21 protein-coding genes are annotated in these 19,274 nt (G+C 64.8%); 6 read left to right on the top strand and 15 right to left on the bottom strand.

Translation table 11 applies throughout. The features are described 5' to 3' along the window. From LB526_RS25060 to LB526_RS25080, 5 genes are all read right to left on the bottom strand, one after another. The coding region (locus tag LB526_RS25060; RefSeq protein WP_224630157.1) for a hypothetical protein at window positions 1-357 on the bottom strand (357 nt) is incomplete at its 3' end. A 90-nt stretch (window positions 358-447) separates the two neighbouring features. Beyond that, the gene (locus LB526_RS25065; protein WP_224630158.1) at window positions 448-2,562 is read right to left on the bottom strand and encodes an EAL domain-containing protein; all 2,115 of its coding nucleotides are present in this window, start codon (window positions 2,560-2,562) and stop codon (window positions 448-450) included. Window positions 2,563-2,900: 338 nt separating this feature from the next. Next, window positions 2,901-4,097 carry a diaminopropionate ammonia-lyase gene (locus LB526_RS25070; RefSeq protein ID WP_224630159.1) on the bottom strand — a complete coding sequence of 399 codons (1,197 nt, stop codon included), beginning with the start codon at window positions 4,095-4,097 and terminating at the stop codon, window positions 2,901-2,903. 202 nt (window positions 4,098-4,299) lie between these two features. Further along, complete coding sequence (locus LB526_RS25075) at window positions 4,300-5,535, bottom strand: Zn-dependent hydrolase (RefSeq protein ID WP_224630160.1); 1,236 nt, start codon at window positions 5,533-5,535, stop codon at window positions 4,300-4,302. Continuing rightward, window positions 5,532-6,734 (bottom strand): diaminopropionate ammonia-lyase, encoded by a 1,203-nt coding sequence (locus LB526_RS25080; RefSeq protein WP_224630161.1) that lies wholly within the window; start codon window positions 6,732-6,734, stop codon window positions 5,532-5,534. The genes LB526_RS25075 and LB526_RS25080 overlap by 4 nt, the downstream gene beginning before the upstream one ends. A gap of 107 nt (window positions 6,735-6,841) precedes the next feature. Between LB526_RS25080 and LB526_RS25085 the strand changes: the two genes are divergently transcribed. Continuing rightward, a complete protein-coding gene (locus LB526_RS25085) occupies window positions 6,842-7,315 on the top strand; it encodes an Lrp/AsnC family transcriptional regulator (protein WP_181174745.1) in 474 nt (157 codons plus the stop codon). A 192-nt stretch (window positions 7,316-7,507) separates the two neighbouring features. Here LB526_RS25085 and LB526_RS25090 read toward each other — a convergent pair whose 3' ends face one another. Further along, window positions 7,508-7,834, bottom strand: a complete 327-nt coding sequence (locus tag LB526_RS25090; protein WP_224630162.1) for a DUF1330 domain-containing protein — start codon at window positions 7,832-7,834, stop codon at window positions 7,508-7,510. Window positions 7,835-8,008: 174 nt separating this feature from the next. Here LB526_RS25090 and LB526_RS25095 point away from each other — a divergent pair, with 174 nt between their 5' ends. From LB526_RS25095 to LB526_RS25105, 3 genes are all read left to right on the top strand, one after another. After that, window positions 8,009-8,701 (top strand): winged helix-turn-helix transcriptional regulator, encoded by a 693-nt coding sequence (locus tag LB526_RS25095; RefSeq protein ID WP_140840661.1) that lies wholly within the window; start codon window positions 8,009-8,011, stop codon window positions 8,699-8,701. Between the two features lie 179 nt (window positions 8,702-8,880). Beyond that, window positions 8,881-9,162, top strand: a complete 282-nt coding sequence (locus tag LB526_RS25100; RefSeq protein ID WP_140840659.1) for a type II toxin-antitoxin system RelE/ParE family toxin — start codon at window positions 8,881-8,883, stop codon at window positions 9,160-9,162. 39 nt (window positions 9,163-9,201) lie between these two features. Then, window positions 9,202-9,504: a HigA family addiction module antitoxin gene (locus LB526_RS25105; protein WP_140840657.1), complete on the top strand. Its 303-nt coding sequence runs from the start codon at window positions 9,202-9,204 to the stop codon at window positions 9,502-9,504. Here the strand turns inward: LB526_RS25105 and LB526_RS25110 are convergent. From LB526_RS25110 to LB526_RS25135, 6 genes are all read right to left on the bottom strand, one after another. After that, window positions 9,501-10,481, bottom strand: coding sequence for a branched-chain amino acid ABC transporter permease (locus tag LB526_RS25110; RefSeq protein ID WP_224630163.1), 981 nt, complete (start codon window positions 10,479-10,481; stop codon window positions 9,501-9,503). The two genes, LB526_RS25105 and LB526_RS25110, sit on opposite strands and share 4 nt — an antisense overlap. Window position 10,482: 1 nt before the next feature. After that, window positions 10,483-11,370 (bottom strand): branched-chain amino acid ABC transporter permease, encoded by an 888-nt coding sequence (locus LB526_RS25115; RefSeq protein WP_224630164.1) that lies wholly within the window; start codon window positions 11,368-11,370, stop codon window positions 10,483-10,485. Window positions 11,371-11,377: 7 nt separating this feature from the next. Beyond that, complete coding sequence (locus tag LB526_RS25120; protein ID WP_224630165.1) at window positions 11,378-12,082, bottom strand: ABC transporter ATP-binding protein; 705 nt, start codon at window positions 12,080-12,082, stop codon at window positions 11,378-11,380. Next, on the bottom strand, window positions 12,075-12,827 hold the full coding sequence (locus tag LB526_RS25125) for an ABC transporter ATP-binding protein (protein WP_224630212.1): 753 nt from the start codon (window positions 12,825-12,827) through the stop codon (window positions 12,075-12,077). The genes LB526_RS25120 and LB526_RS25125 overlap by 8 nt, the downstream gene beginning before the upstream one ends. 44 nt (window positions 12,828-12,871) lie before the next feature. Then, complete coding sequence (locus LB526_RS25130; RefSeq protein ID WP_224630166.1) at window positions 12,872-14,080, bottom strand: ABC transporter substrate-binding protein; 1,209 nt, start codon at window positions 14,078-14,080, stop codon at window positions 12,872-12,874. 367 nt (window positions 14,081-14,447) lie between these two features. Further along, the gene (locus LB526_RS25135) at window positions 14,448-15,155 is read right to left on the bottom strand and encodes an SDR family NAD(P)-dependent oxidoreductase (RefSeq protein ID WP_224630167.1); all 708 of its coding nucleotides are present in this window, start codon (window positions 15,153-15,155) and stop codon (window positions 14,448-14,450) included. A 335-nt stretch (window positions 15,156-15,490) separates the two neighbouring features. Here LB526_RS25135 and LB526_RS25140 point away from each other — a divergent pair, with 335 nt between their 5' ends. After that, window positions 15,491-15,787, top strand: coding sequence for a hypothetical protein (locus LB526_RS25140; protein ID WP_224630168.1), 297 nt, complete (start codon window positions 15,491-15,493; stop codon window positions 15,785-15,787). A 155-nt stretch (window positions 15,788-15,942) separates the two neighbouring features. Here the strand turns inward: LB526_RS25140 and LB526_RS25145 are convergent, their stop codons facing one another. After that, on the bottom strand, window positions 15,943-16,539 hold the full coding sequence (locus tag LB526_RS25145) for a YdeI/OmpD-associated family protein (RefSeq protein WP_224544614.1): 597 nt from the start codon (window positions 16,537-16,539) through the stop codon (window positions 15,943-15,945). A gap of 183 nt (window positions 16,540-16,722) precedes the next feature. Between LB526_RS25145 and LB526_RS25150 the strand changes: the two genes are divergently transcribed. Further along, window positions 16,723-17,451, top strand: coding sequence for an SDR family oxidoreductase (locus LB526_RS25150; RefSeq protein ID WP_224630169.1), 729 nt, complete (start codon window positions 16,723-16,725; stop codon window positions 17,449-17,451). Here the strand turns inward: LB526_RS25150 and LB526_RS25155 are convergent. Together LB526_RS25155 and LB526_RS25160 are read right to left on the bottom strand one after the other, a co-directional pair. Then, a complete protein-coding gene (locus tag LB526_RS25155) occupies window positions 17,402-18,352 on the bottom strand; it encodes a LysR family transcriptional regulator (RefSeq protein WP_224630170.1) in 951 nt (316 codons plus the stop codon). The two genes, LB526_RS25150 and LB526_RS25155, sit on opposite strands and share 50 nt — an antisense overlap. A gap of 13 nt (window positions 18,353-18,365) precedes the next feature. Next, window positions 18,366-19,268 carry a S1C family serine protease gene (locus LB526_RS25160; RefSeq protein WP_095768364.1) on the bottom strand — a complete coding sequence of 301 codons (903 nt, stop codon included), beginning with the start codon at window positions 19,266-19,268 and terminating at the stop codon, window positions 18,366-18,368. Between the last annotated feature and the right edge of the window lie 6 nt (window positions 19,269-19,274).

Raw genomic sequence — 19,274 nt, forward strand, 5'->3', positions numbered from 1 at the left:
GTCGCCGCCACCGTCGTGGCCGCCGCTGTCTGCGCCGCCGTCATGGCTGGCACCGTCCGCGCCTTCGTGGTCGCCGTCATGATCGTCGCCGTCATGATCGTCGCCCTGATGATCGCCGTCCTGGTCGCCTTCATGCGAGCCGGTAGCGGCGCCGTCGCCCTTGTGCCCGGCCTCATCATTGTCGGCGGCTTCATTGTCGTCGCTGACGCTGGATGTATTGACCTGATCGTCGTCAGGGTCGGCTGCGGACGCCGCCGTCAACCCGCCGCCATTGTCGGAGCCCGCATAGGACGACTGCGTGGCGAAGATGCCGAGCAGGCCGATTGCAGTTGCCGCAAACAAGGGAAGGGTTTTCATCCACGCGCTCCGGTCCATTTTGTGAGCTCGGATCATCGTCGCGCCGGATTACGGCGCCCTTAAATGAGTGATTGCAATTTTAGGAACGTCTTATTTTTGTGCCGACCTAGCATGCGGCCGCGACGGTGACGCAGTGCCGATTGCGGCTCTCGCCACGATCGCCTCCAGCGGCTCGGGCCGGTGCAGGAAATAGCCCTGGCCATAGGCAACGCCCATGTCCATGAGAATATCCAGCGCGTTCCTGTCCTCGACCTTCTCTGCCACCACGGCAGCGCCCATCGAGCGGGCGATACCGGTGATCGCCGAAACGATCTCGCGGTCGAACCGGCTTTCGGCGATGTGCTCGACGAAGGAGCCGTCGATCTTGATAGCATCGACGGGGAAGCGCCTGAGATATTCGAACGAACTCATCCCGGCGCCGAAATCGTCGAGGCTGACGCGGCAGCGGCGTTGCCTGGCCTTGCGCAGGAACTCGGCCGCGGCATCGAAATTGGTGACGGCGGCGGTTTCGGTGATCTCGAAGCCGATGGCCGGGGCCGGCGCGCCGCCGTCGGCGATGGCCTCGTCGACGAAATCCCAGAGCTGCGGATCGGAAAGCGTCTGCGCCGACAGGTTGAAGTCGAGCGAGATGGCGCCCGCGCGCATCGCCTCGCCGTGGCGCGTCAGCGCGGTGCGGATGATCCAGCGGTCGAGCCGGGCGGCAAGGCCGAAGCGTTCGGCGACCGGCATGAAATCGCCGGGCGGGATCATCTTGCCGTTGCGGGCCTCGAGCCTGGCCAGCACCTCGACGTGGCGGCTATCTTCCCATGGCTGGCCGAGCCGATGGATTTGCTGACCGAACAGCTTCAACCGGCCGTCCTCCATCGCATCGACAAGGTCCGCGCCCAACCGTGCGGCATTGAGGCCGGCGCCCGACGTCGTTTCCGGCGAGAACACCGCGAAGCGGTCCCGGCCGCCGGCCTTGGCGGCGTAGCAGGCATCGTCGGCGCAGGCGAGCGCGTCGGCCACGCTCATGTTGGGGTCGCGCACAAAGGCGATGCCGATGCTGGCGGCAAGCCTGCGCGAGGTGACGGCAGTGCCGATATCGGCGTCGCGCACCGCGGCAAGCACCGCGCGGGCAAGGTGCTCGGCACAGGCGTCATTGCAGTTCGGCACCAAAAGCGCGAATTCGTCGCCGCCGAGGCGCGCCGCCTGCGCCGACGCGGGCAGGCTGGCGAGGATGCCCGCCGCGACGCTCTTCAGCGCGAGGTCTCCGGCGGCATGGCCGGCATAGTCGTTGAGCGCCTTGAAGTAGTCGAGATCGACATAGAACACGGCAAGCGGCAGCCGCCCGGCCATGGCAATGTTCTCGGCAAGCAGCCGGTCGAAGGCCGAACGGTTGAACAACCCGGTCAGCGCGTCGTGACGCGCGGCGAAGGCAAGCTCCTCGGCGCGCGTCTTCTCCTCGGTGATGTCGCGTACCGTGCCCAAAATCTGGCCGGCCGAGCCGACGCCGGCAATGAAACGCACCAGCGACTCGAGATGGCGGACCTGGCCGTCACGCAGGATGATCCGGTATTGCGAGGCGACGACGCTGTTCGAGCCGGGGGCGATCAGATGCGCTCGCTCGGTAGCTTCCTTGTCGTCGGGATGAAGGTAGGTGTGCCAGAGGTCGGCCGTCACCTCATCGGTATCGGCAATCAGGCCGAAGATCTCGCGCGTGCGCGCGTCCCAATAGCTCTTCTTCGTACCGATATCGTGGTGCCAGATGCCCGTGCCGCTGGCGGCAATCGCGAGGCGGAAGCGGATGTTGACCTGCTCGAGCGCCGCCTCGGCCTCTTTCTGCCGGGTGATGTCGGTCTGCACGCCCATCATCCGAAGCGGCTTGCCGTCGGCGTCGCGCTCGACAATGCCGCCGCGGTCGAGCACCCAGACCCAGTGGCCGTCCTTGTGGCGCAGGCGCAGCTCCGTCTCGATGGATTCGACGAGGCCCGCAATATGCCGGTCGCCGCTTTCCTGCGCGCGCCGGCGATCGTCGGGATGGGTCAGCTTCAGCCAGAGATCGGGCGTGTTGGCGAGCTCGTTCGCCTCATAGCCCAACATCTTCGACCAGGTCGGCGAATAGTAGCAATCGCCGGTCGACAAATTCCAGTCCCATAGGCCGAGATGAGCGCGATCAAGCGCCAGCGCCCAGAACTTACCGTTGCGTTTATCGTCGTCCGCCATTCTTTGTTCTTGCCATCCCGTCCCGGCAATATTGCATGAAAGCAGAGAAAAAAGGGTTACCGGGAGTGGTTCAGTTAATCTTCCCCCAAGAGGGGGAGAAGGCCGGCAGGCCAGAGGGGGCGTGAAGGATCGCGGCGTTGATTTTGTTGGGGTGGAGCTGGTCGCTACCGGCTTGGCTGTGACTGCAAAAAACTGAAACGCCGGTGGGACAGCGCCCCCTCTGGCCTGCCGGGCATCTCCCCTCTTGGAGGGAATTTAGCGCTCGACCGCCGTCGCCGATTGCCTAGCCACTACGAACCTTCTTCGCACCACCGTCGCAACTTTTCCCGGAATTGCTCTCAGGCAGTCTGCAGGAACACCTCTGCCGGCGCCATCCCGACCAGCTCGGCAAAGCGGCCATGGTCGGTGGCGCCCTCCGAGTTGACGACGAGCACGCGGGAGCCGGCATCGAGACCTAACGCCGCGCGCATCTGCCCGTCGCCCGCAGCGCGGACCAGTCCGGCGAGCCCGACGCCGCCGCTCTCGCCGGAGACGATGGCCGGATCGTTGCCCAAGGGCTGCGCCAGCCGCTTCATCACGGCGACCGCGTCCTCTTCTTCGACCGTCATGAAGGCGTCGCCGACGCGCGCCAGCACGCGCCAGGCGACCAAGGACGGCTCGGCACATTCGAGCATCGTCATCACGGTCGGCTGCTGCTGGGCGATCGTCACCGGACGTCCGGCCTCAGCCGAGGCGTAGACGCAAGCCGAGCGCCGCGGCTCGACCACCACGGCTTTCGGCCGCCTGGAGCCAAGCATGACCGCCACATGGCCGGCGATCGCCGCCGCGAAGCCACCGACGCCGGCCTGCAGGAAGACATGCGTCGGTGGCTCGGCCAAGCGCCGCAGCGTCTCGCGCACGATCACCGTGTAGCCCTGCATGACCAGTCCGGGGACGCGCTCATAGCCGAGCCAGGACGTGTTGGAGACGATCTTCCAGCCGCGCTCGGCACCGACGCGGGCGACTTCGCGCACCGCATGGTCATAGCCGCCCTCGACCTCGACAATCTCGGCGCCGAAGCGAGCGATGGCCGCGACACGCTCGCGGCTTACGCCAGCATGGACGTAAATCACCGAACGCGCGCCGACGAGGCCGGCCCCCTGCGCCACCGAACGGCCATGGTTGCCATCCGTTGCGCAGCAGAATGTCATCTGAGCAGCGATGGCGCGCAGCTTGGGATCGTTGATCTCGCCGATATCGACATCGCGCCCGAAGCGTTTGCCCGCCTCCTCCAGCACCAGCCGCATGACGGCATAGGCGCCGCCCAGCGCCTTGAAGCTGCCAAGGCCGAGACGCTGGCCTTCGTCCTTGACATAAAGCGCCGCGACGCCGAGGTGATCGGCCAGCACCGGCAAGGCGTGCAGCGGCGTTTCGGCATGATCGTCGCGCGCCTTGAGGTAACGCTCGGCCCGCTCGCCCCCCGCGATGCCGAGCGACTCGGCATCGGCGGCAACCAACGGCTGGTTGTGTTCGGGACGTTGGTTGAGAAGCAACATGCTAGTCTTCCTGCGAGGCACTGACTCTGTCGGCGGGCGCGATTCGGGCGCGATTTTGGATGCTTTAATTGGCTAAGTGATTGAAGTTTGTTTCGATTGGATGTCGCCGGATATTCGCTTCGGGACGACCAGATACAGCCAGAATGACTATTTTTGGTGGTATTTCACCCCCAGCGGCACGCCTATCTGATTCCTCCCGCGATCAGTCGGCCGCCAGCCGGGCGGCGACGCCAAGCAGGATGTTGGCGCCGGCGACCAGCTCGTCGGGAGCGGTGAACTCGGTGGGGTTATGGCTGATGCCGCCCCGGCTCGGCACGAAGATCATCGCGGACGGCGCGATACGGGCGATCATCTGCGCGTCGTGGCCGGCGCCCGAGGTCATGCGCCGGCACGAAAGGCCGGCGGCCCTGGCGCCGTCCTCGATCAGCGAGACGATGCGGGCATCGAAGGTCACCGGCTCGAAACGCGCCAGGCTTTCGGCATGGACGGTGACGCCGGCGCTTGCGGCCAGCTTGTCGAGGAAGGCGGCAAGCGCCGCCTCCTCTTCGCGAAGATGCGTTTCGTCGGGATCGCGCAGGTCGATGGTGAAGGTCGCGCGCGACGGGATGACGTTGATGGCGTTCGGCTCGAACGCGATGGTGCCGACGGTGGCGACGGTGCGCGTCGACGAGGCGCTGGCCCGGTCCGCCAAGAAGCCGATCACGCGGGCGGCGGCGACGCCTGCGTCCTTTCGCATCGACATCGGCGTGGTGCCGGCATGGTTGGCCTCGCCGTCGATGGTAACGCGCTGCCAGGAAATGCCCTGCAGGTTTTCGACCGCGCCGATGGCGATGCCCTCGCGCTCGAGCACCGGCCCCTGCTCGACATGCAGCTCGACATAGGCATGCGGCTTGAGGAAGCCGGGCTGATGCCGACCGGCATAGCCGATGCGCTCCAGCTCCTTGCCCAGCACCGTGCCGTCGGTGCCGACCGAGGCCAGCGCTTCCTCGAGGTTCCGACCGCCGGCAAAGACCAGCGAGCCCATCATGTCGGGCGAGAAGCGCACGCCCTCCTCATTGGTGAAGGCGGCAACCACGATCGGGCGCGCCGGCGCGAAGCCGGCCTCCCTCAGGCTCTCGATCGCTTCGAGGCCGGCAAGCACGCCATAGCAGCCGTCATAGATGCCGGCGTCGATCACCGTGTCGATATGCGAGCCGAGCATGACCGGCGGCTGGCCCGCATTGGCGTCGTCCCGCCAGATGCCAAAAATGTTGCCGATGCGGTCGACGGCGACCTCGAGCCCTGCCTCTTCCAGCCAGCCGACGAAGCGGTCGCGGCCGAGCCGGTCCATCTCGGAGGCGGCGACGCGGACCAGCCGCCCCTGCGCATCGCGGCCGATACTGCCGAGTTCCTGGATACGGCCGAGAAGCCGGTCGGCGTTGATCATCAGATTGCTCATGCCGGCAGCCTCGCTTGCGCGACTTCTTCCGGCGCCATTCCGACCAGCTCGGCATAGCGGCCGGGATCGGTGGCGCCTTCGGAATTGATGATCAGCACGCGGGAATTCCCATCGAGACCAAGCGCCGCGCGCATCGTCTTGTCAGCGGCCGCGCGTATCAGACCGGCGAGCCCTGCCCCGCCGCTCTCGCCCGAGACGATCGCCGGATCGTTGCCGGCAGGTCTCGCCAGACGGTTCATCACCGCGACGGCATCTTCCTCGTCCACGGTCATGAAGGCATCGCCGATCCGCGACAGCACGCGCCAGGCGACCAGAGACGGCTCGTAGCATTCGAGCATCGCCATGACAGTGGGCTTACTGTGCGCGATCGTGACCGGGCGTCCGGCCTTGGCCGTCTCATAGACGCAGGCCGCGCGCGCCGGCTCGACCACGATTGCCTTCGGGCGATCCTCGCCAAGCATGATGGCGAGATGGCCACCTACAGCCGCGGCGAAGCCGCCGACACCGGCCTGAAGGAAGACGTGGGTGGGTGGCTCAGGCAAACGCTTCAGTGCTTCACGCACGATCACCGTGTAGCCCTGCATCACAAGCCCGGGTATGCGCTCATAGCCCGGCCAGGACGTATCGGAGACGACGGTCCAGCCGCGCTCGGCGGCGACGCGGGCGGCTTCCCTGACCGACTGGTCGTAATCGCCGGCGACGCGCACCATCTCCGCGCCGAAGCGGGCAATGGCCGCCACGCGTTCGTTGCTGACGCCGGAGTGGACGAAGATGACGGAGCGCGCGCCGACAAGGCCGGCACCCTGCGCCACCGAGCGTCCATGATTGCCGTCGGTCGCGCAGGCGAAAGTCATCTGCCCGGCGATCGCCTTCACCTCAGGCTTGTGCAGGTCCTCGACCGCGACGGCGCGGCCGAGCTGCCTGCCTGCCTGCTTCAGCACCAGATGCATGACGGCATAGGCGCCGCCCAACGCCTTGAAGCTGCCGAGGCCGAGGCGCTTGCCCTCGTCCTTGACGTGCAGCGCGCCGATGCCGAGTTCGCCCGCCAGCGCCGGCAGGGCGTGCAGCGGCGTCTCGGCATGGTTGTCGCGCGCGGCAAGGAAGCGCTCGGCCTCGTCGGACCCGGCGAGCCCAAGCGTCACGGCGTCCTCCTCGGTCAGCGGCTGGCGATGGTCCGGGTGGCGGTTGAGCAGGAACATGGTCGGCTTTCTCCATCTTGACGACTGAAATTTATTGCAGGCCAAGCGAGAAAGGCGCTCTGTTTTGGCGCTTGAATTGCAAGTTTGTTTCGTTGGGAAACGCTGCCATGTCCATTTCGCCCGAACTCGACGCCTTCGACCGCGCCATCCTCGCCATCCTGCAGAAGGACAACGCCACGCCGCAGCGCACGATCGGCGAGAGGGTCAACCTGTCGGCGCCCGCCGTTCAGCGGCGCATCAAGCGCATGGAGGAGACCGGCGTCATTCGCGCCAATGTAGCGCTGGTCGATCCGGCCAAGGTCGGCCACCCGATCACGATCTTCGTCGAGGTCGAGGTGGAGAGCGAACGCGCCGAGCTGATCGATGCCGCCAAGCGCGGCTTTGCCCAAGTGCCCGAAGTGCAGCAATGCTACTACGTCACCGGCGAGGCCGATTTCATCCTCGTCGTCACGGTGGCGACGATGGCCGATTACGAGGCGCTGACCAGGCGGCTGTTCTTTGAGAACAACAACGTCAAAAGGTTTCGCACGTTTGTCGCCATGGACCGGGTGAAGGTGGGACTGGAGGTGCCGGTGGGGTGAGGCGTCGAAGCTGCCGACCTCCCCAACAAGTGGGGAGATCGGTTGCCGTCCTGGCTTTCGCCAATCTCCAACCTCTACTGGGTCGGCGACGCCGCGTGTTCGCACGACACTTTCGGGTTCACGTCGGCGAAGGTGCAAGCGCCGTGGCTGTTTGTGCTTGATGATTCCCGGGTTCGATGCGGCGGCCGCCGATCATCCCTTCGGCAGGTATGAAATCGTTCCGGCCAGGTCGGTGTTGTCGATCAGCTGAAAGCGGCTGTCGCTGCCGCCCTGGCGGGCCGACACGAAGGGGGCGTAGGCCGGATCATTGGTGAAGGCGTTCGCCGCCGCTTCCGATGGGAAGGCCATCAGCGCGATCAGCGTCGTGTCGAGCGGCTTGCCCTCGAGCGTCTTCACATTGCCGCTGCGCGCCAGATACCTGCCGCCGTGCTTGTGAACGAGGTCGTGCACGGTAGCGGCGTAGTCCGGTATCCATTTCGGATCTTTCACCTTGATGTCCGCGATAAGGTAAGCGGTCATGGTCATTCTCCTGGTTGCTGCGCACAGGGAGATCCCGTGCGTCGGCCAAACGGCTCGCACGGCAGGGCTCGCGCCAACCAGTCCTGGATCTGTACCGGCCCGGTACAGTTTCTGTACTCGCCGCTTCATTCATGAAGGTCTAATGTCCGGCCAACTCTGGAGGAGGTGCCGATCATGACCCAGCACGGTTACAAGCAGTTCTGCCCGCTATCGATGGCCGCCGAGGTGCTGTGTACCCGCTGGACGATGGTGTTGATGCGCGAGCTGGTGGCGGGCTCGACCCGCTTCAACGACCTGCGCCGCGGTGTGCCGAAAATGTCGCCGACCCTTCTGTCGCAACGGCTGAAGGAGCTGGAGTTGGCAGGGATCGTGGAGCGCCGGGAAGTCCCCGGCGAGAAGGGTATCTTCGACTACCGGCTGACCGAGGCGGGACGCGACTTGCGCCCTGTTGTCGAGGCGATGGGTTTTTGGGGACAGAAATGGGTCGAGTCCCGGCTGTCGTTGAAGAACCTCGATCCGTCGCTGCTGATGTGGGATATGCGGCGTAATCTGAACCCCTCGCCGCTGCCTGATGGAAGAACCGTGATACAATTTCTGTATCAGGACCTCCCAGCCTCGAAACGCTCGTGGTGGCTGATCGTCGAGAAGCATGGTGAGGTCGATTTGTGCTGGTACGATCCGGGCTTCGAGGTCGACCTCTACGTCTCGACCGATCTCCACACGATGACCGCAATCTGGATGGGCGTGCTGACTGTCGAGAAGGCCGGCGTGAAGGTCGTCCTGACCGGCGACAAGGCTATTGGCAGGAAGATGCAAAGCTGGCTCGGGCTCAGCCCGTTCGCGGTCGAACCGAAGCGCGCGGCGTAGCCGGGCACCACCTTGGCTGTCGCACGTTTATGGCGATGGACCGGGTGAAGGTGGCTGGAAGTGCCGGCGGGCGCACCTTGCCTCAATATAATCCCTTCGAGGCGTTTCGTATCACGACATGATACTTTACGCTTGATCTTGGAGCCGCATCATGAGAAGATACGTCTCGGGGGAAGTGGATGATACGCTCGTTCAGAGACAGGATCACTGAGGCGGTTTCGACAGGCAAAGCTCCGAAAGGATTCCCGGCAGATCTCGTTCGTGTCGCTCAACGGAAACTGTTCATGTTGGACAACGCTCTCGAACTGGCCGACCTCAAGGTCCCACCGGGAAACCGGCTTGAAGCGCTGAAGGGCGATCGCGCCGGTCAGTACTCGATCCGTATCAACGACCAATTTCGCGTTTGCTTTCGGTGGACGGATGGCGGAGCGGACGATGTAGAGATCACCGACTATCATTAGCTGAACCAACCAGCTCTATCCCGACATGAGCGGAACCAAATGATCAACCTCGACAAGCCTATCCATCCCGGCGAGATATTGAGGGCCGAGTTCCTCGAACCACTTGGCCTGAAGCCCTACACTTTGGCGAAGAAGCTTCACGTCCCACGTACGCGTATCGAACGCCTTGCCAACGAGACCACGCCTGTTACGCCAGACACCGCTTTGCGCCTCGCAAAGTTCTTTGGAACGACTCCGCAGTTCTGGATGAACATGCAGGCCAGCTATGACCTCGCCGTCGAGGGCACCTCCATACGGGATGAACTCAAAGAGATTGAGCGGTTCGGGGCGGCCGCAGCTTAGGAGTTCTTGCCGCCCGCCCTCCGCCCCAGCCATCTTGCATAGATCTCTCCGACAATCCCACGCCGGAATACCAGCACGCAGACCATGAAAATCAGCCCCGTGGCGATGGTCACCGGAAAGCCGGATGTCGCGAGCGTATTCTCCAGTCCGACGACAAGGCCGGCGCCGACCGCCGGGCCGGCCATGGTGCCAATGCCGCCGAGCAGCGTCATCAGGATCACTTCGCCCGACATCTGCCAGGTGACGTCGGTGAGCGTGGCGAACTGGAAGACGATCGTCTTCGTCGCGCCGGCAAAGCCGGCGAGCGCCGCCGACATGACGAAGGCGGCGAGCTTGTAGCGGCCGACGGAGTAGCCGAGCGAAATGGCGCGGTTCTCGTTCTCGCGGATGGAGCGCAGGACCATGCCGAAAGGCGAGTTGACGATGCGCCAGACGGCGAAGACGCCGATCAGGAAGACGGCGAGCACGAAGAAATACATGTTCATCGTGACGTTGAGGTCTACGACGCCGAACAGGTGGCCGCGAGGCACGCCCTGGATGCCGTCCTCGCCCTCGGTGAAGGGCGCCTGGACGCAGAAGAAATAGAACATCTGCGCCAGCGCCAGTGTGATCATAGAGAAATAGATGCCCTGCCGGCGGATGGCGAGGAAGCCCATGACGAGGCCCATGCCCGCGGCACCTGCGGTGCCGAGCAGGATGCCGGCCTCTGGCGGCCAGCCCCAGGCCTTCACCGCATAGGCGCAAAAATAGGCCGCGCCGCCGAAGAAGGCGGCATGGCCGAAGGAAAGCAGGCCGGTGTAGCCCAAGAGCAGGTTGAAGGCGCAGGCGAACAGCGCGAAGCACAGCATCTTCATGACGAAGATCGGGTAGATGACGAAGGGCGCGGCGATCAGCGCCACGATGCCCAGCACCACCAGCGCCCGTTCGAGCCTCACCGAGGCGGCGGCGCGTTCTGCGTGAAGGGTCGCTTGGCTCATCTCAGGCGTCCCTTCCGAACAGGCCGGCAGGCCTGAGCAAAAGCACGATCGCCATGATGACGAAGACGACGAGGTTCGAGGCCTCGGGATAGAAGACCTTGGTCAGGCCCTCGGCGAGGCCGAGCAAGTAGCCGGTGACGATGGCGCCGAGGATCGAGCCCATGCCGCCGACCACGACGACGGCGAAGACGACGATGATGAGATCCGAGCCCATCAGCGGGCTGACCTGATAGACGGGAGCGGCAAGGATGCCGGCTAAGCCCGCAAGCGCCGCGCCCAGCCCGTAGGTGAGCGTGAGCAGAAGCGGCACGTTGACGCCGAAGGCCTGGACCAGTTCCGGGCTCTCGGTGGCGGCGCGCAGGTAGGAGCCTAGTCTGGTCTTCTCGATCAGCAGCCAGGTGCCGATGCAGACGATGAGCGAAGCCGCCACCACCCAGCCGCGATAATTGGGCAGGAACATGAAGCCGAGATTGGTGCCGCCGGCAAGCAGCGCGGGCACGGCGTATGGATTGCCGGAGACGCCGTAATAATAGCGGAACACGCCTTCGATGACCAAGGCGAGGCCAAAGGTGAAGAGCAGGCCATAGAGTGGGTCGAGGCGGTAGAGATGCGACAAAGCAAGGCGCTCGACCGCCATGCCGAACAGGCCGACGACAAGCGGCACCAGGACCAGCGCCAGCCAGTAGCCGATGCCCAAATGCACCAGCAGCAGATAGCCGATGAAGGCGCCCAGCATATAGAGCGCACCATGGGCGAAATTGATTATGCGCAGCAGGCCGAAGATGACGGCGAGCCCGAGGCTGAGCATGGCGTAGAAGGAGCCGTTGATCAGGCCAACGAGGAGTTGGCCGAGGAACGCCTGGATGGGGATGCCGAAGATCATGGTCATGGCACCATCATACCCCCAGCACCTCGTGCAGCTTGTCGGTATGCGCGGTCAGCTGGCCGACGGCAAAACCCTCCACCACCTTGCCGTGGTCCATCAGGTAGAAGCGGTCGGCGATGCGGGCGGCGAAGCGGAAGTTCTGCTCGACCAGCAGGATGGTCATGCCGCGCTTCTTCAACGTCGCCAGCAACTCGCCGATTCGCTGGACGATGACGGGCGCCAGGCCCTCCGTCGGCTCGTCGAGCAAAAGCATCTCGACGCCGGTCCGCAGGATGCGGGCGATGGCCAGCATCTGCTGCTCGCCGCCGGACAGCTTCGTGCCCTGGCTGTTGCGGCGTTCCTTGAGGTTCGGAAAAAGTTCGAATATCTCCTCAACGCTCATGCCGCCCCTGGCCACGACCGGCGGCAGGATCAGGTTCTCGTCGACGGTAAGAGTGGCGAAGATGCCGCGCTCCTCCGGCACGAAGCCGATGCCCTGATGCGCGACGCGGTGCAACGGCAGGCGGATCAGGTCCTTGCCGTTGAAGGTGACGGAGCCGGTGCGCTTGCGGATCAAGCCCATGATGGCGCGCAGCGTCGTCGTCTTGCCGACGCCGTTGCGGCCAAGCAGCGTCACGGTCTCGCCGCGCATAACGTCGAGGTTGACGCCATGCAGCGCATGGCCCTCGCCGTACCAGGCGTGGAGATCGCGCACGGCAAGCAGCGGCTCACTCATGCTCGGTTCCCATGTAGGCGACGCGCACGCGCTCATCCTGGCTGACGGCGGCGTAGTCGCCAGCCGCCAGCACCTGGCCGCGCTGCATGACGGTGATCCAGTCGCAGAGATCGGCAACGACGGTGAGATTGTGCTCGACCATCAGCACGGCGCGGTCTTTTGCCAGCGCGCGGATGATGTCGGAGATGGTGCCGACATCCTCATGCCCCATGCCGGCCATCGGCTCATCGAGCAGAAGCACCTTCGGGTCGAGCGCCAAGGTGGTCGCGATCTCCAGCACGCGCTTGCGTCCGTAAGAGAGATCGCCGGCGAGACGATGCGCGGCGTCATCGAGGCCGACGATGGCGAGCAGCTCGCGCGCCCTTGGCGTAAGCCGATCCAACGCCGAGACCGGGCGCCAGAACTGGTAGCCCAGCCCGCTTGGACGCTGCAGCGCCACGCGCACATTGTCGAGCACGGAGAGGTGCGGAAAGATCGCCGATATCTGGAAGGAGCGGACGAGCCCCATGCGCGCCACTTTCGCCGGCGGCGTGCGGGTGATGTCGGTGCCGAGCAATTCGATCCTGCCGCTGGTCGGCTGCAGGAATTTGGTCAAGAGGTTGAAGATGGTGGTCTTGCCGGCGCCGTTCGGGCCGATCAGCGCATGGATCTTGGCGTGATGGACGTCGAGGTCGACATCCTTCACCGCGACGAAGCCGGCGAAGTCGCGCCGCAGGCCGCGGGCGGAAAGCACCACCCGCGGCATCTGGTCCGTGCTGTCCGGGCGGACAGCGGTGGCGGTGTCGAGCGTCACTTGGCGACGAGCGGACAGCCGCTGTCCTCGGCCTTCATGAAGGCCTTGTCGCCCGGAATGGTCGCCAGATAGGTGTAATAGTCCCAGTCCTTCTTCGACTCTTCCGGCTTCTTGACCTGGTAGAGATACATGTCGTGCACCATCGAGCCGTCGGCCTGCACCTTGCCGTTGGCGGTGAAGACGTCGTTGACCGGCATCTCATGCAGCTCCTTGGCAACCGCCTCTGTCCCGTCGGTGCCTGCCTTGTCGATGGCCTTCAGATACTGCGTCACGGCCGAATAGGTGCCGGCCTGGATCATGTTCGGCATGCGGTTGGTGCGCTTGAAGAAGCGCTGGGCGAATTCACGGCTCTTGTCGTCGCGATCCCAGTAGAATGCTTCGGTTAGCACCACGCCCTGGGCTGCCTGCAGGCCCAGCCCATGCACTTCGGCGAGCGTGAAGAGGAGCGCGGCCAGCCGCTGGCCGCCAGCGACGATGCCGAATTCGGCTGCCTGCTTGATCGAGTTCGAGGTGTCGAGGCCGGCATTGGCGAGCCCGACGATCTTGGCGCCGGAGGACTGCGCCTGCAGCAGGAAGGAGGAATAGTCGGTGGAGCCGAGCGGATAGCGCACCTCGCCCAGCACTTTGCCGCCGCTCGCCTCGACGAGCTTGGCGGTCTGGTCCTTCAGCGAATAGCCGAAGGCATAGTCGACGGTGATGAAATACCAGCTGTCGCCGCCCTGCTTCACCAGCTGGCCGCCGGTGCCGACCGCTTGGGAGTGCGTGTCGTAGGCCCAATGGAAACCATAGGGCGAGCACTGCTTGCCGGTGAGGTCGGTGGAAGCCGCCCCGGTGACGATGTCGATCTTCTTCTTTTCCTTAGAAAGCCCCTGCACGGCCAGCGCCACGGACGAGGTGGTGAGCTCCATGATCGCGTCGACCTGCTCGGTGTCGTACCACTGGCGCGCGATGTTGGAGGCAATGTCAGGCTTGTTCTGATGGTCGGCGCTGACGATCTCGATCGGCGCGCCCTGCACCTTGCCGCCGAAATCATCGACCGCCATCTTGGCGGCCTCGACCGACCACTTGCCGCCGAAATCGGCATAGACGCCCGACTGGTCGTTGAGGATGCCGATCTTGACCTTGCCGTCGGAGATTTCGCCAGCCGCGGCCGGCATTGCGGATGCCGCAAGGAGCGCGGCCGAGACGAGATAGGATGCTTTCACTGGTGGTTCCTCCCATGTGGCAACCACGGGAAACGCGGCTGCCTCGCGATGGTTCAACAGTTCCTTCGGATTTTGGATTGGAGCCTCGATCCCGCTCTGCCGCTCCTCCTCTGGCGGGCCCTCCTGTTGCGAGCTGGGCCGCAGCGTGCCTTGGGTGCACGGGCGCGAGCCTAGCACCACATGTCGCGGGCCGAGAATGCTATTTTCGTAGCATGGCTATCGGCAGACCAGCGCGTACCAAACAGACAGGCGACATGCAGGCTAAGTGCTTGCATTGTCTGGCTTTTCCACTCTCACGCTCACTTTTCGACGCCCGAGTGGAAAATTTATACTTTTCAATGGCTTGTCTTAAGCTTCTATTTTCTGCTCACCACGCCAGCCGCTTGCCGTCGCGAAAAAAGCCGCCGGTCGGACCGTCGTCCGGCAGAGTAGCGGCCCAGACGATGCCGGCCGCCCCTTGCGCGACCGGACGGCCGCCTGGGCCGCCCATGCCGGTCGCGACCCAGCCAGGGCAGATCGCGTTGACCAGGACGCCTGCACCGCGCAGCTCAGCCGCCAGGATGCGGGTCAGCGCGTTGAGCGTCGCCTTGCTGGTCGAATAGGCCGGCGCGCCGGCGCCCATCGAAGCGAGCGAGCCGCCTTCCGACGAGACGTTGACCAAACGGCCGTGGCCGGAAGCGCCAAGCAGCGGCGCCAAGGCGGCAGCGACGCGCCAGGCGCCGAAGACATTGGTCTCGAATGCCTCGCGGATCACCGTCCAGTCGGGCCTGAGCGCCTGCGCCGAAGGGTCGTAATGGATGGCGGCGTTGTTGACCAAAACGTCCAGCCGGCCGAACCGGCTCTCGACCTCGGCCGCGGCGCGGTCTGCGGCCTCGGACGCGGCGACATCCAGCTCGATGGCTTCGACGGCGCTGCCAAGTGTCCTTGCCACCGTCTCGCCTTTGGCGAGGTCGCGCACACCGATGAGCACGGTGAAGCCGAGTTCCGCAAGCTGGCGCGCCGTCTCCAGACCGATGCCGCGATTGCCGCCGGTGACGAGCGCCACCTTCCCGGAATGATTTGCCTTACTGGTCATCGCTGCTGATCCTCGGTTATTCGTGCCGTCAGCAAGATCGCATCGATCACGGCGATTGATTAGCGGGAAGAATTTGCAATCATTATGCAATACAGCTCATGAGCCGGGACCCAACCGGATTCGCGCTCGGCAGAGATGTAACCGCGGAAGCGCCGCCCCTTGCCGTCGGCATGTGGGCACTTGCGCATTCCAAGAGCGAAGGCCTCCCCAGACACAATCTAGAAACAAGATTCAACAGTCCGGAAAAACTCGCGAAAAAAGCGGGTGTCATAAGCGGTACCGCAGCAGCCGAACTTACGGCGCGCGACAAAAGTCCAACCCAAGGAACGCCGATTATGAAAAAGACCCTTCTTTCCGCACTCGGCCTGGCCATCGCCCTCGCTTTCGCGGTGCCGGCGCTCGGCACCACCGAAGCCAACGCCGCAGCAACCGCACCCGCTGCGACCACGACGACCGCCACGACCACTGCTCCGGCCTCGGCCACCGAGACGGCGAAGCCTGCCGCCAATGGCCCGCACAAGAAGCTCAGGAAGCACCACCGTCATCATGCTCGCAAGCATCATCACGTGAAGAAGCACCACGCGCGCAAGCACCATGTGATGAAGAAGCATGTTGCGAAGAAGGCCGCATAAGGCCTGACGCGTTGCGGCCTTCATGACCGGATGATCCGAGACCGCTTGCTAAGGGTTCAGGATCATCGCTTCCCGAAAACGCCGCCCTCCCTCCCGGGCGGCGTTTTTGTTTGCGGACTTAGTGGGCAACCCTGCAACCATTTCGGGATCATGCCTTACTTCTTCTGCGGGTGGATCGTCTCGCCGCGCTTCAACATCGCCACCAGATCAGCAATCTTCTTCTTGCGGCCGGCCTCGGTCTTCATGTTGTGGACGCGGAAGGCGAGCGCGAAGCGGTTCTGTGCCGAAAGCTTCTCCAGCACCGCTTTCGCCTTCGGTTCGGCATCGATCGCGGCCTGCAGGTCGGGCGGGATGGTCATCTCCTTCGATCCGCCATAGGCGCGGTCCCAGCGACCGTCGGCCTTGGCGGCCTCGACCTGCTTGAGGCCATGCTCGGTCATGCGGCCCGCCTCGATCAGGCGCGCGACATTGTCGATGTTGATCTTGCTCCAGATGCTCTTCCTGCCGCGCGGCGTGTAGCGCTGCAGGAAACTCCTCTCGTCGAGCGACTTGCGCACCGCGTCGATCCAGCCGAAGCAAAGCACGACGTCGATCGCCTCCTTTGGCGTGATCGAGGCGAGACCAGAACCGACCTTGTGGATCTTGATCCAGACCTCGCTTTCGCTGGCGTGGTTGTCGGCAAGCCAGGCATAGAAGCTTTCGGCATCCGCGAATTCGCGCACCTTGTTCGGATCCACCTTGATGGGCGCCATCGTCACCTCGTCTTTCGTCGCAACAGTGTGGATGATTCCGATGCTTTTGTAGCGCTGCCCTGGTGCCAGTTTCTGTCAGCAGGCGGTACATGATGCCATCGGAGGCTCCGATACCACCATCGATTTCTTCCGTTTCCGCTTCGCGCCTGTGTCTGCCAAACCTTGTCCATGCAAAGGAAAGGCATGGGCATGGAGAAGCAAAAAATCCTGATCGTCGGCGGCAGCTCGGGCATGGGGCTGGCGCTCGCCAGGCGATGCCTTGAGGAAGGCGCGCACGTCATCATCGCCGGGCGCGGCGAAGCGAAGCTGGACGCTGCGCGGGAAAAACTCGGCCAGCCGGGCACGCTCAAAACAGCCGTGGTCGATATCAGCCGCGAGGATGAGGTCGCCGCACTGTTTCAGCGCATCGGCAGGCTCGACCACATCGTCAGCACGGCGGCCGACATTGAGGGCGCCTACCGGCTGTTGCCCGAAATCGAGCTTTCAGCCGCGCAAAAGGTGGTGGAAAGCAAGTTCTACGGGCCGCTTTTGCTCGCCAAGCACGGCGCGCCGAAGCTGCCGTCAGCCGGCTCGCTCACCTTCGTCTCGGGCATTGCCGCCCACCGGCCGGCGGCGCGCGGCTCGGTCGTCGCCGCCGTCAACGCCGCATTGGACGGGCTGGTGCGGGCTTTGGCCGTCGAACTGGCGCCGATCCGGGTCAACGCCGTCTCGCCCGGCTGGGTCGACACGCCGATCTGGGAGTTCGTCGTCGGCGACAAAAAGGACGACACGCTTGCGGCGATGGCGAAACGACTGCCGGTAGGTCGGGTCGGAAAGCCGGAGGACATCGCCGACGCAATCCGCTTCCTGATCGGCAATGGCTTTACGACGGGAGAGACGCTGCATGTCGAGGGCGGGCACCGCCTGGCGTGACCAAGGCGAACCCCTCCTCTAAAGCGATGAGTAGTGCCTTAAGCGCCGGCGGCTGGACGCGCCGGCGGCGCCAGGTCATCACCACGTCCGCCGAGCGGACCGGCCCAGGCCAGGCAAGCTCGGACACCTCGCCGCGATCGATCGCGGCGGCGACCGCGATCCGCGGAACGAGACCGAAGCCGGCGCCGGCCGCCACCAGCCCGGCAATGGCGTCGATGCTGCCGGCTTCGGCGGCGAGGTTGGGATTGCCGAGGTCTGCTTCGGCGAATGCCTTGTCGACCATGTCGCGGTAGACGCAGCCTGTCTCGGTGGCGACGAAATGCTTCTCGGCCAGCGTCGCCAGATCGACATCCGCCCGGTTGTCGCCGGGCGGCGCTATCAGCGCCAGCGGCTCGATCGCCATGACGCGCCTGGCAAGGCGGCGGTCCGTCTCACCAACATCGATCTCTGGGGGCCGCTCGAAGCAGAAAGCGACGTCGATCTCGCCGTCGCCCAGCCTGCGCAGCAACTCGCCGCTTCCGGCTATCTTCAGCTTGATGTCGATGTCGGGATGACCGGCGCGGAAGCCGGCAAGCCAGCCGGCAAGCCTTGCCGAGGCGATGGTCTCCAGCGCGCCGATCGACACTGTGCCGGCCGTCCCGGCCCTCGTGGCATCGATGGCGGCCCGCGCGTCGCCGGCGAGCGCCAGCAGTTCCTCGGCATAAGGTTTCAGCGCCTCGCCGGCCGGCGTCAGGGTGAGCCCCTGCCGCGAGCGGGTGAAGAGACTGGCGCCAAGCTCGGTCTCCAGCGCCTGGATCTGGTCGCTGACGCTCGACTGGGCGAGATGGATCTCCTGCGCCGCGCGTGTGACGTTGCGGGTACGCGCGACCGCGAGAAAGGTCTTCAGCAACCTGGGATGCACCGGCGCTCCGAGCCTACTGCAGCTGCGGCTTCTTCAGGAAGGAATTGCGGTCAGCGGATTTGACGCGCAGCCATGTCTCGCGGCCGTCGCGCACGACGCGTAGCGGAATTTCAGCGCCGGCCGGGTTCTGCCAGAGTTTTCTGTAGAAATCAGCCAGACCGTCGACTTCGCCGTCGCGCACATCGGAGATGATGTCGCCCTGGCGCAGGCCCGCCTGCGCGGCCGGGCCGCCTTCGGCGACGCTCATCACCACCACCATGCCATTCGACTCGGCCGAGAAGGCGCCGAGCCACGGACGCGGCGCCTTCGCCGCCTGGCCGCGCTTGATCAGATCGTCGAGGATCGGCGTCAGAAGATCGATAGGCACGACCATGTTGATGTCGGCCACCTCGCCGGCGCGGCTCATCTGCAGGCGCAGCGAGCCGACGCCGAGCAGCTTGCCGGCGCGGTCGAACAGCGCGGCGCCGCCCCAGGACGGATGCGCGGGCGCCGTGAAGATCGCCTCGTCTATCAGATACTCCCAATAGCCGGCGAATTCCTGCTTGGTCACGATATGGGCATCGACCTGCTGGCCGATGCCGTCAGCGAGCGTCACGGCATCGCCGATCTTGGCTTTCCTGGCATTGCCGAGCTGGACCGCCGGCAGCCCGAGCGGCGACAGCGCCTGCACGAGGCCGAAGCCGGTCTCCTGGTCGTAAGCCAGCGCATGCGCCGCCACCACACGGCCATCCTGGTCGGTCAGCCACACTTCCTCGGCCTCGGTAATCAAATAGCCGATGGTGAGCACCAATCCATTGTCGCGGATCACCACGCCGCTGCCCTCGCGGCGCGTGCCCAGCGCATTGGCGGTGAAGGCGTCGTCCGGAACCGTGGCGCGCACGGCAACAACGGAGCGCGAAATTTTCTCGATGGTCATCGATCC

It is taken from the genome of Mesorhizobium sp. CA6 (assembly GCF_020165035.1).
In the GTDB taxonomy this organism is placed as follows: Bacteria; Pseudomonadota; Alphaproteobacteria; order Rhizobiales; family Rhizobiaceae; genus Mesorhizobium.

What these genes read in the sequence shown, in the direction of transcription:
- LB526_RS25065 (WP_224630158.1), bottom strand. Translation starts at nt 2,562, where the DNA reads ATGGCGGACGACGATAAACGCAACGGTAAGTTCTGGGCGCTGGCGCTT.
- LB526_RS25070 (WP_224630159.1), bottom strand. Translation starts at nt 4,097, where the DNA reads ATGTTGCTTCTCAACCAACGTCCCGAACACAACCAGCCGTTGGTTGCC.
- LB526_RS25075 (WP_224630160.1), bottom strand. Translation starts at nt 5,535, where the DNA reads ATGAGCAATCTGATGATCAACGCCGACCGGCTTCTCGGCCGTATCCAG.
- LB526_RS25080 (WP_224630161.1), bottom strand. Translation starts at nt 6,734, where the DNA reads ATGTTCCTGCTCAACCGCCACCCGGACCATCGCCAGCCGCTGACCGAG.
- LB526_RS25085 (WP_181174745.1), top strand. Translation starts at nt 6,842, where the DNA reads ATGTCCATTTCGCCCGAACTCGACGCCTTCGACCGCGCCATCCTCGCC.
- LB526_RS25090 (WP_224630162.1), bottom strand. Translation starts at nt 7,834, where the DNA reads ATGACCGCTTACCTTATCGCGGACATCAAGGTGAAAGATCCGAAATGG.
- LB526_RS25095 (WP_140840661.1), top strand. Translation starts at nt 8,009, where the DNA reads ATGACCCAGCACGGTTACAAGCAGTTCTGCCCGCTATCGATGGCCGCC.
- LB526_RS25100 (WP_140840659.1), top strand. Translation starts at nt 8,881, where the DNA reads ATGATACGCTCGTTCAGAGACAGGATCACTGAGGCGGTTTCGACAGGC.
- LB526_RS25105 (WP_140840657.1), top strand. Translation starts at nt 9,202, where the DNA reads ATGATCAACCTCGACAAGCCTATCCATCCCGGCGAGATATTGAGGGCC.
- LB526_RS25110 (WP_224630163.1), bottom strand. Translation starts at nt 10,481, where the DNA reads ATGAGCCAAGCGACCCTTCACGCAGAACGCGCCGCCGCCTCGGTGAGG.
- LB526_RS25115 (WP_224630164.1), bottom strand. Translation starts at nt 11,370, where the DNA reads ATGACCATGATCTTCGGCATCCCCATCCAGGCGTTCCTCGGCCAACTC.
- LB526_RS25120 (WP_224630165.1), bottom strand. Translation starts at nt 12,082, where the DNA reads ATGAGTGAGCCGCTGCTTGCCGTGCGCGATCTCCACGCCTGGTACGGC.
- LB526_RS25125 (WP_224630212.1), bottom strand. Translation starts at nt 12,827, where the DNA reads ATGCCGCGGGTGGTGCTTTCCGCCCGCGGCCTGCGGCGCGACTTCGCC.
- LB526_RS25135 (WP_224630167.1), bottom strand. Translation starts at nt 15,155, where the DNA reads ATGACCAGTAAGGCAAATCATTCCGGGAAGGTGGCGCTCGTCACCGGC.
- LB526_RS25140 (WP_224630168.1), top strand. Translation starts at nt 15,491, where the DNA reads ATGAAAAAGACCCTTCTTTCCGCACTCGGCCTGGCCATCGCCCTCGCT.
- LB526_RS25145 (WP_224544614.1), bottom strand. Translation starts at nt 16,539, where the DNA reads ATGGCGCCCATCAAGGTGGATCCGAACAAGGTGCGCGAATTCGCGGAT.
- LB526_RS25150 (WP_224630169.1), top strand. Translation starts at nt 16,723, where the DNA reads ATGGGCATGGAGAAGCAAAAAATCCTGATCGTCGGCGGCAGCTCGGGC.
- LB526_RS25160 (WP_095768364.1), bottom strand. Translation starts at nt 19,268, where the DNA reads ATGACCATCGAGAAAATTTCGCGCTCCGTTGTTGCCGTGCGCGCCACG.